The organism is Occultella aeris, assembly GCF_902703175.1.
Classification (GTDB): domain Bacteria; phylum Actinomycetota; class Actinomycetes; order Actinomycetales; family Beutenbergiaceae; genus Occultella; species Occultella aeris.
In genome coordinates, this window is record NZ_CACRYJ010000024.1 from 82,593 (window position 1) to 90,399 (window position 7,807).

At 69.9% G+C, this 7,807-nt stretch carries 7 protein-coding genes; 3 read left to right on the top strand and 4 right to left on the bottom strand.

Annotated elements, in window-relative coordinates; genetic code table 11:
* Positions 1 to 66: 66 nt before the first annotated feature.
* From HALOF300_RS08755 to HALOF300_RS08770, 4 genes are all read right to left on the bottom strand, one after another.
* Positions 67 to 1,044 carry a sugar-binding transcriptional regulator gene (locus tag HALOF300_RS08755; protein ID WP_197522413.1) on the bottom strand — a complete coding sequence of 326 codons (978 nt, stop codon included), beginning with the start codon at positions 1,042 to 1,044 and terminating at the stop codon, positions 67 to 69.
* Positions 1,045 to 1,077: 33 nt separating this feature from the next.
* Complete coding sequence (locus HALOF300_RS08760) at positions 1,078 to 2,058, bottom strand: sugar phosphate isomerase/epimerase family protein (RefSeq protein ID WP_156740572.1); 981 nt, start codon at positions 2,056 to 2,058, stop codon at positions 1,078 to 1,080.
* Positions 2,059 to 2,066: 8 nt separating this feature from the next.
* Entirely contained in the window at positions 2,067 to 3,530 is a 1,464-nt protein-coding gene (locus HALOF300_RS08765) for an FGGY family carbohydrate kinase (protein WP_156740573.1), read from the bottom strand.
* A 128-nt stretch (positions 3,531 to 3,658) separates the two neighbouring features.
* Positions 3,659 to 4,753 carry a substrate-binding domain-containing protein gene (locus tag HALOF300_RS08770; RefSeq protein ID WP_156740574.1) on the bottom strand — a complete coding sequence of 365 codons (1,095 nt, stop codon included), beginning with the start codon at positions 4,751 to 4,753 and terminating at the stop codon, positions 3,659 to 3,661.
* 121 nt (positions 4,754 to 4,874) lie between these two features.
* Between HALOF300_RS08770 and HALOF300_RS08775 the strand changes: the two genes are divergently transcribed.
* The 3 genes from HALOF300_RS08775 to HALOF300_RS08785 all read left to right on the top strand — a co-directional run.
* Positions 4,875 to 6,188, top strand: a complete 1,314-nt coding sequence (locus HALOF300_RS08775) for an ABC transporter substrate-binding protein (protein WP_197522414.1) — start codon at positions 4,875 to 4,877, stop codon at positions 6,186 to 6,188.
* A complete protein-coding gene (locus HALOF300_RS08780) occupies positions 6,173 to 7,129 on the top strand; it encodes a carbohydrate ABC transporter permease (protein ID WP_156740576.1) in 957 nt (318 codons plus the stop codon). Before HALOF300_RS08775 ends, HALOF300_RS08780 begins: the two co-directional genes overlap by 16 nt.
* Positions 7,130 to 7,172: 43 nt before the next feature.
* On the top strand, positions 7,173 to 7,807 hold a 635-nt coding region (locus HALOF300_RS08785), incomplete at its 3' end, for a carbohydrate ABC transporter permease (RefSeq protein WP_231955157.1).

The window sequence follows — 7,807 nt, forward strand, 5'->3', positions numbered from 1 at the left end:
GAGTGATCGCGCGCGACCGAGCGTCAGGCGGCGGCTCCTCGCCGGAGCGCACCCGCCTGTGGATCCTCAGGCCACCAGCCGCCGGGCGGTGAAACTGTCGGTGATCAGCACGTCGATCCAGCCGCCGCGGGCGGCGGCCCGGATCGCCTCGAACTTGCGCGGCCCTCCGGCCACACCGATCTTGCGGGGCGTGGCGCGTAGCGCCTCGGCGCTGATGCCGAGGATGCGCTCGTGCAGGTCGGTCTCCACGAGGGCGCCGTCGGCGTCGAAGAACCGCAGGCAGACGTCCCCCACGGCACCGGCCTCGCGCAGCAGCTCCAGGTCCGCCTCCGGTAGGGCGTTCCCTGAGGAGACCAGCAGCGGCGACGGCTGCACCGATCCGATGCCCACCAGGACCACGCTCAACGTGGACCACGCCGCGGCGACGTCGGAGATGTAGGGATCGGCGAGAAGGGCGTCCCGCACCGTCGCGGACGACACCACTCCCGGTGCCGGGAAGTACAGCCCGGTACCGCCGGTGACCTGCGCGAGTCGGTCGGTGAGCCGGGTCGCCTGGACCTGCACGCGTGGGTTCCCGACACCGCCCAGCACCTGCACGACCACCTCGGCGGACCGGGCCGCGCGCGGGGACATCGCCTCGACCACGGCCAGCAGGGACGCGGACCAGGACGAGATGCCCACCCGCTCCGCCCCGATCAGGGTGGTCTCCAGATACGCGGCCCCGGCCCCGCCGATCGCCGCGAGCACCGCGGAGTCATCCTCGGTGGACGGCCCGGCCACGACCACATCGGTCAACCCGTACCGATCGCGGACGGCCTCCTCCAGCTCGGAGAACACCCCCGGCGGCGGCACCACCACGGTGCGGACGATGCCGATCGAGACGGCCTCCTTCAAGAAGCGGGACACCCGCGACTGGGAGATGTGCAGCCGGTCGGCGATCTCCGGCTGACGCAGCCCCTGCTCGTGGTACATCCGAGCGATCTTGACGAGCAGCGACATCCGATCGCTCGAGACGCGCCCCGCGCCGCCCGGTCCGGAAGACATGACGTGAAGACTACTGCCCATCCTCACGCGCGCTCAGTACGACGTGAAGAGGGCCTGCTGCACGAGTCGCAGCGCCGTCACCGAGTCGTGCCGTGACTGCGCCTCGACGACGCCGGCCACGTCCAGCTTGTCCAGGGCACGCTCGGTGGCTTTGAGGAAGTCGATGGCCAGATCGGCCGCGGCCACCGAGTCCTCCCGGAACGGGAACTGGTCGAGCTGCCACACGCCCTCCCAGTTGTTGCGGCGCAGCGTGTAGAAGAACTCGAACAGCTCGATCGGGTGCACGGTGCCGGCGATCATGTCGTCGTCCCAGCCGCGCAGGTTGTCGTTGACGTCCATCCCGAACAGTCGCCCGTAGTCGATCGCGAGCTGCGCCGAGTCCGCCGGGGACTCGCCGCCGAACAGCGCGTGCCCGAAATCGAGCAGGATGCCCACGTTCGGCAGGCCGATCCGCTCGATGCCGAGCAGCGTGCGCGAGACCGAGTCGAAACTCATGTGCACCCGCGGCTCGCGCGGCTTGTACTCGATCACGAACTTCAGGTCCGGGTTCTCGCTCGCGAGGGCGCCGACGCCGTCGAGCGAGGCCTTCCACAGCGTCCCGTGGTCCACCTGGAACGGGTAGTCCCAGCCGTCCTGCCCCGGCCAGAGCTTGACGTAGTCTGCGCCGAAGTGGCGCACCACGCCCGCTGCCGCGGTGACGAGCTCGTGGGTCAGCCGACGCACGCCCGGGTCCGGGTTCGTGAACGAGCCCTTCGCGAACGCCCGGGTGTAGATCTCCGGCGTGATGCCGATGACGTCGAGCTCGGCCTTCGCCAGTGCGGCGCCCACCTGCTCATTGCTGAAGTCCCCGCCGAAGAACGGGTAGTTCAGGTCCACCACGGACAGGTCGCGCACCTGCCCGGCCAGGTCGATCGCGTCCAGGATGGTGCGCGGTTCGCCGTAGCCGTCGGTGGCGTAGCGGTCAACGTAGGTGGCGAAGTGCCAGATGCCCGCGCCGTAGCGTTGGTTGCTCATGGGTCTCCTCAGGTGGTGGTGGGGTCTGCGGTGATGCCCGACGGCGTAGCGCGAGCCAGGCGGACGGCTCGCCGCCACGCGTCGCGGCGCCGGCCGGCCTGCTCGGCCGGGAGGGCCGGGGTGAAGGTGGTGGCGCCGGCGTCCGGCGGGATGCTCAGGCCGAGGGCCTCGGCCGCGACCAGACCGACTCCGTACGCCGAGAGCGATTCCCGGGCGCTGCGGTGCACGCCCCGCCCGCTGACGTCGGCCTGGAGCTGCATGAGCCAGTCGTCGCCGGACGGGCCGCCGTCCGCCAGCACGTCGGTGACCGGGCCGGCGGCGTCCGCGGCGGCCAGCACGTCCTCCACCTGCTGCGCGATCGACTCGGCACCCGCGCGGGCGAGGACGGCGGCGTCGGTGCCGAGGTCGAACCCGGTGAGGATCGCACCGGCGCCCGGATCCCAGTACGGCGCGCCGAGGCCGGCGAACGCGGGCACCAGGTGCACACCGTGCTCCGCCGGGGCGGTCCGAGCCAGTGCCGCCAGGTCCGCGACCGGCCGCCCGAGCAGGCGCGAGAGCCAGGCCATGGTCGCCCCGGTGGCGAGGATGTTGCCCTCGAACGCGAGCCGGTGCGGCGCGTCGCCCAGCTGCCAGGCGATCGTGCCGACGAGCCCGGCGGGGATCCGCCCGTCGCCGGCCAGCAGCCCCATCACCGAGGACCCGGTGCCGTAGGTGACCTTCACCGCTCCGGACTCGCGGACGCCGTGGGCGTAGAGGGCGGAGTGGGAGTCGCCGAGCACGGCGTGGATCCGGGCGCCGCCGAACCGGGCGATCGGCCGGGTCGGCTCGGTGGAGGCGACCACGCGCGGCAGCACGGCGGCGGGCACGCCGAAGATCTCCAGCAGGCGCTCGTCCCAGGCGCCAGTGGCCAGGTTCAGGAGCTGGGTGCGGCTGGCGTTGCCGATCTCGATCCGGTGCTCGCCGGTGAGGGCATGGACGAGCCAGGAGTCCACGGTGCCGGCGGCGATCTCACCGCGGGCGCTCCGGGACCGGTCCGGGTCCACCTCGTCGAGCAGCCAGGCGAGCTTGAGCGCGGAGAACATCGGGTCGATCGGCAGCCCGCTGCGCTCGCGAACCTCATCGGTGACCGCGACCAGACCCGCGGCCGCGCCGGCGGTGCGCCGGTCCTGCCAGCCGAGCATCGGGCCGAGCGGTTCTCCCGTGCGGGTGTCCCACAGCAGCGCGGACTCACGCTGACTGCTCAAGCCCAGGCCGAGCAACGGCTCCTCGACCTGGGCCACCACCTCCGCGACGGCAGAGCACACCCCGGCGAGGATCGCGTTGGCGTCCTGCTCCACCCACCCGGGCCGCGGGTGCGACTGACCCAACGGGGAGGTGACGGACCCACGTACCCGCCCTGCGCCGTCGAGCGCGACCGCCTTCGTGGCGGACGTGCCCTGATCGATGGCGACGATCACGCCCTGCCGGGCCATGCCAGTCCCTCTTCCCAGCGCTGCCGCGCATAACTATTCAGACATGCTCGTACTTGCACACCTTGCCGCACCGGCAACGCGCTGTCAACGCGCCCAACGCCACCTCCCTAGCGGTCCACCCGCTCTCCTCATCTTCCGGTACTCGACCTGCGGACGTTCAGGACCGGCATCACCGTGAGCCGGTGCGGTGGGCGGCGATCGCCCTCCAGCAACCGGGCATGGATCAGCTCCACCGCCATCCGGCCGACGTCCTGCTTGAGCGGCATCACGGAAGTCACCGGCGGATCGATCAGCGCGGCGACCTCGTCGTCGTAGCTCACGATCGCCAGGTCCTCCGGAATCGAGATGCCGAGGTCCAGGCACCGCTGCACCACGCTGATCGTGAGGATGTCCGGGTGCACGATCACGGCGCTCGTCCCCGTCTCGGCGCAGCGGTCCAGGAGTTCGGCGGCGGCCTCCTGCCGACCGCGCTCGGTGACGTCGACGCGCATCGAGAACTGTTCTGCGGGGTCGAGCCCTCGCGCGCGAAGCTCGCTCTGCCAGCCCTGGATCAGGTCCTCGGTGGTGGCGGTCGGCCCGGTGCACAGGGCGATCCTGCGGTGCCCGTGAGCGAGCAGATGCTGGACGGCCAGCACCCCTCCGGCGGCATGGTCGGTCGCCACCCACTCCAGGCGGCGCACCGGCACGCCCGGTGGGCGGCGCTCGACGAGCACCACCGGGATCGGCAGCGCATCCAGCCAGGTGACCAGGTCGCCGCCGCCCTCGCGGTCGAGGTTCGGGGCGATGATCAGACCGTCGACCCGTGCGGAGGCGAGCAGCGACTGCACCTGGTGACGGTCCTCGCGCGCCTCGTAGGAGGTGATCCGCAGGATCAGGCGTACGTTGGCCCGCGCCGCTGCCGCCCGGGCCCCGGCGATCACCGGCGACCAGTAGTACTCGGCACCGGGGAGCACGAGCCCGATCGTCAGATTGTGCGGGTCACGGGGATCGGATGGGCTCGCCGCCGCGTCCGGGCCCGGCGCATCCGGCACCGTCGCCCCGCCGTGCACCCGGACCGCCAGGCCACGCGCCGCCAGGGCATTGAGGTCTCGGCGCACGGTCATCTCGGAGACGTCGAACTCCGCCGCGAGGGTGCGGACGGCGACCGACCCCTTGGCGCGTAGGAGGCGCAGGAATCGCTCCTGACGCTCTCGGGCGAGTTGACCGTGACCGTCGACCGACATGGGGCACACCTTTCCGGGATCACGACCCGTTTGATGTTCGAGTGTGTTCGAGTTGATTGCAATACGTCCGCGATTGCGGTTTGGTCAACCCTACTCGAACACATACCGAACGGAGTCAATGATGACAACGCATCTGAGTCGACGTGCCCTGCTCGGGTTGGGCGTGGTTTCCATCGGTGGCGTGGGGGTGGCCGGCTGCAGCCGCTTCGGGGGGAGCAGCGCCGGTGGGGCGAGCTCGGCCGGCGAAGCACTCAACGTCGTATGGAAAGGGGACGCCACCCGCGCCGAGCAGATGCGAGCCGCGGTGGCGCTGTTCGCCGAACAGCATCCAGACCTGGACATCTCCACCGAGTACCAGTCGGGCTCGGAGTACCTGCAGAAGCTCGCGGTCCGGTTCGCCTCGAGCAGCCCACCGGACGTCATGCGCATGGAGCGGGAGTCGCTGCGCGAGTACGCCGACCGCGGCGTGCTGCTCGACGTCAACGAGCACTCCGACCTGCTGAACACCGACGCGCTTCCGGAGTCCCTGCTGAACTCGGGCCTGGTCGGCGGCAAGCTCTACGGCGTGGCCGGCGGCGTCACGTCGACGTCCATCGTGATCGACCGGGCTGCGTTCACCGAGTTCGGCGTGGAACCGCCGGACCTGACCGCCTGGAACTGGGAGGACTACGGCCGGGTCTGCGCGCAGCTGAGCGAGGCCAGCGGCGGCGCCGTGTACGGCGGCGACCTGCCCATCGGCGCGCTCCAGACGTTCGGGACCTGGCTGCGTCAGCAGGGCCTGGACCTTTGGACCGAGGACGGCGAGGTCGGTTTCACCGAGCAGGACGTGCTGCCGTGGTACGAGCTCTGGGTCGAGTTCGAAGCCATGGGGGCGGTCCCGGCCGGTGGGGCGATCGACACGCTCGGTGCGGCAGCCGACCAGTCCGCCATCGCTCAGGGGCTCACCGCCTCCGCGATGATCCCCTCGAACTCGTTCGCCTCCTTCAACACGGCCGCCGGCGGCGACCTGGAGATGGGCTACTTTCCCGGCGAGAGCACCAGCACTGCCCGCGGTATGCAACTGATCCCTGCCCTGTTCTGGTCGATCAGTGCCGCCAGCGCGGTCCCCGAGGACGCCGTGGCCCTGATCGACTTCCTGACCAATGACGTCGCCGCCAACGAGGCCATGGCCGGTACCAACGGGATCCCACCGAACCAGGACGTGGTGACCGCACTGGCCCAGGACCTCAGCGCCGACGAGCAGGTCGCGTACGAGCACATCCTGAGCCTGGGCGAACTGGATCTGGTCGACCCGATCCCGGCCCCGATCGGCGCCCAGGACTTCTCCGACCAGCTCACCACGATCGCCGACGAGGTGCGGTTCGCCCGGATGACGCCCGCGGAGGCGGCGAGTGCCGTGGTCGCCGCGGCGCAGGAGTCATGGGGCGACGTGTGACGACGTCCACGCTCGAGCGGACGAGCCGCCGGCCGCAGGACCCGCAGGGACCGCCAGCCGGCCTGCGGCGCCGCACCCGTCAGGACTGGTCCGGCTACGTCTTCCTGCTGCCCTGGTTCGGCGGGATGCTGTTCACCGTCATCCCGTTCCTGTGGTCGCTGTACCTGGCGTTCACCGACTACAACCTGCTGAACCCGCCGGAGTTCTCCGGGCTGGCCAACATCGAGCGGATGATCGCGGACACCACCCTGCACCACTCGCTCGTGGTGACCTTCACCTACACGTTCGTCTCGGTGCCGCTCTCCCTGGCGGCGGCGCTGGCCGTCGCGGTTCTGCTCAACAAGGGCATGGGCGGGCTGCGGATCTACCGTTCCGTGTTCTACCTGCCCTCACTGATCGGCAGCTCGGTCGCGGTCGTGATGCTGTGGCGCGCGATCTTCGGCGCCAACGGCATCGTCAACGACATCCTGGAACGCTTCGGTGTCCAGACCCAGTCGTGGATCGGCAGCCCCGACACCGCGCTCGGGGTCCTCATCTCCCTGAACGTGTGGACGTTCGGGGCTCCGATGGTCATCTTCCTGGCCGCGCTGCGACAGGTGCCTGCCGCCTACTACGAGGCGGCGGCCCTGGACGGCGCCTCCCGGTGGCGCCAGTTCCGCTCCGTGACGATGCCGATGATCAGCCCGGTGATCTTCTTCAACCTGGTGCTCGCGATCATCGGGTCGATGCAGACGTTCACCCAGGGCTACGTGGTCAGCAACGGCACCGGCGGGCCGTCGGACTCCACCCTGTTCTACAACCTCTACCTGTACCAGCAGGGGTTCGGGAACTTCGACATGGGCTACGCCTCCGCGATGGCCTGGCTGCTCCTGGTGATCATCGCCGCGTTCACCGCCATCAACTTCCTCGCGCAGAAGTACTGGGTGCACTATGAGAGCTGACGAACGCTCGGCGCCGGCGCGGACAAACTCGTCCTCCAGGCGCGTGTTCCTGCGACACGTCGTCGCGTGCGTCCTCGGCATCGTGCTGCTCTACCCGCTGCTGTGGATGCTCTCCAGTTCGGTCAAGCCCGACCGACTGATCTTCTCCGACACCGGCCTGTGGCCGAGCGAGTTCGACTTCAGCCACTACGTCGACGGCTGGGTGGCACTGGACTTCCCGTTCGGCCTCTACATGATGAACTCGCTCATCATCGTGGTGCTGAGCATCGTCGGGAACGTCCTTTCGTGCGGCATGGCAGCGTTCGCGTTCTCCCGGCTCCGGTTCCCCGGACGGCGGGCACTCTTCGCCGTGATGCTCGGCACCCTGATGCTGCCCGCGCACGTGCTGCTGGTGCCCCAGTACGTCATCTTCTCCAATCTGGGCTGGCTGAACACCTACCTACCCCTCGTGGTGCCCGCCTTCCTGGCCAGCAACGCCTTCTTCATCTTCCTGATGGTGCAGTTCATGCGCGCCCTGCCCAAGGAACTCGACGACGCGGCGAGGATCGACGGCTGCGGGAGCTACCGCACCTTCCTGTACGTGGTCTCACCCCTGTGTGTCCCCGCTTTCGCCACGACGGCGATCTTCACGTTCATCTGGACCTGGAACGACTTCTTCTCACCGCTGCTCTACCTCAC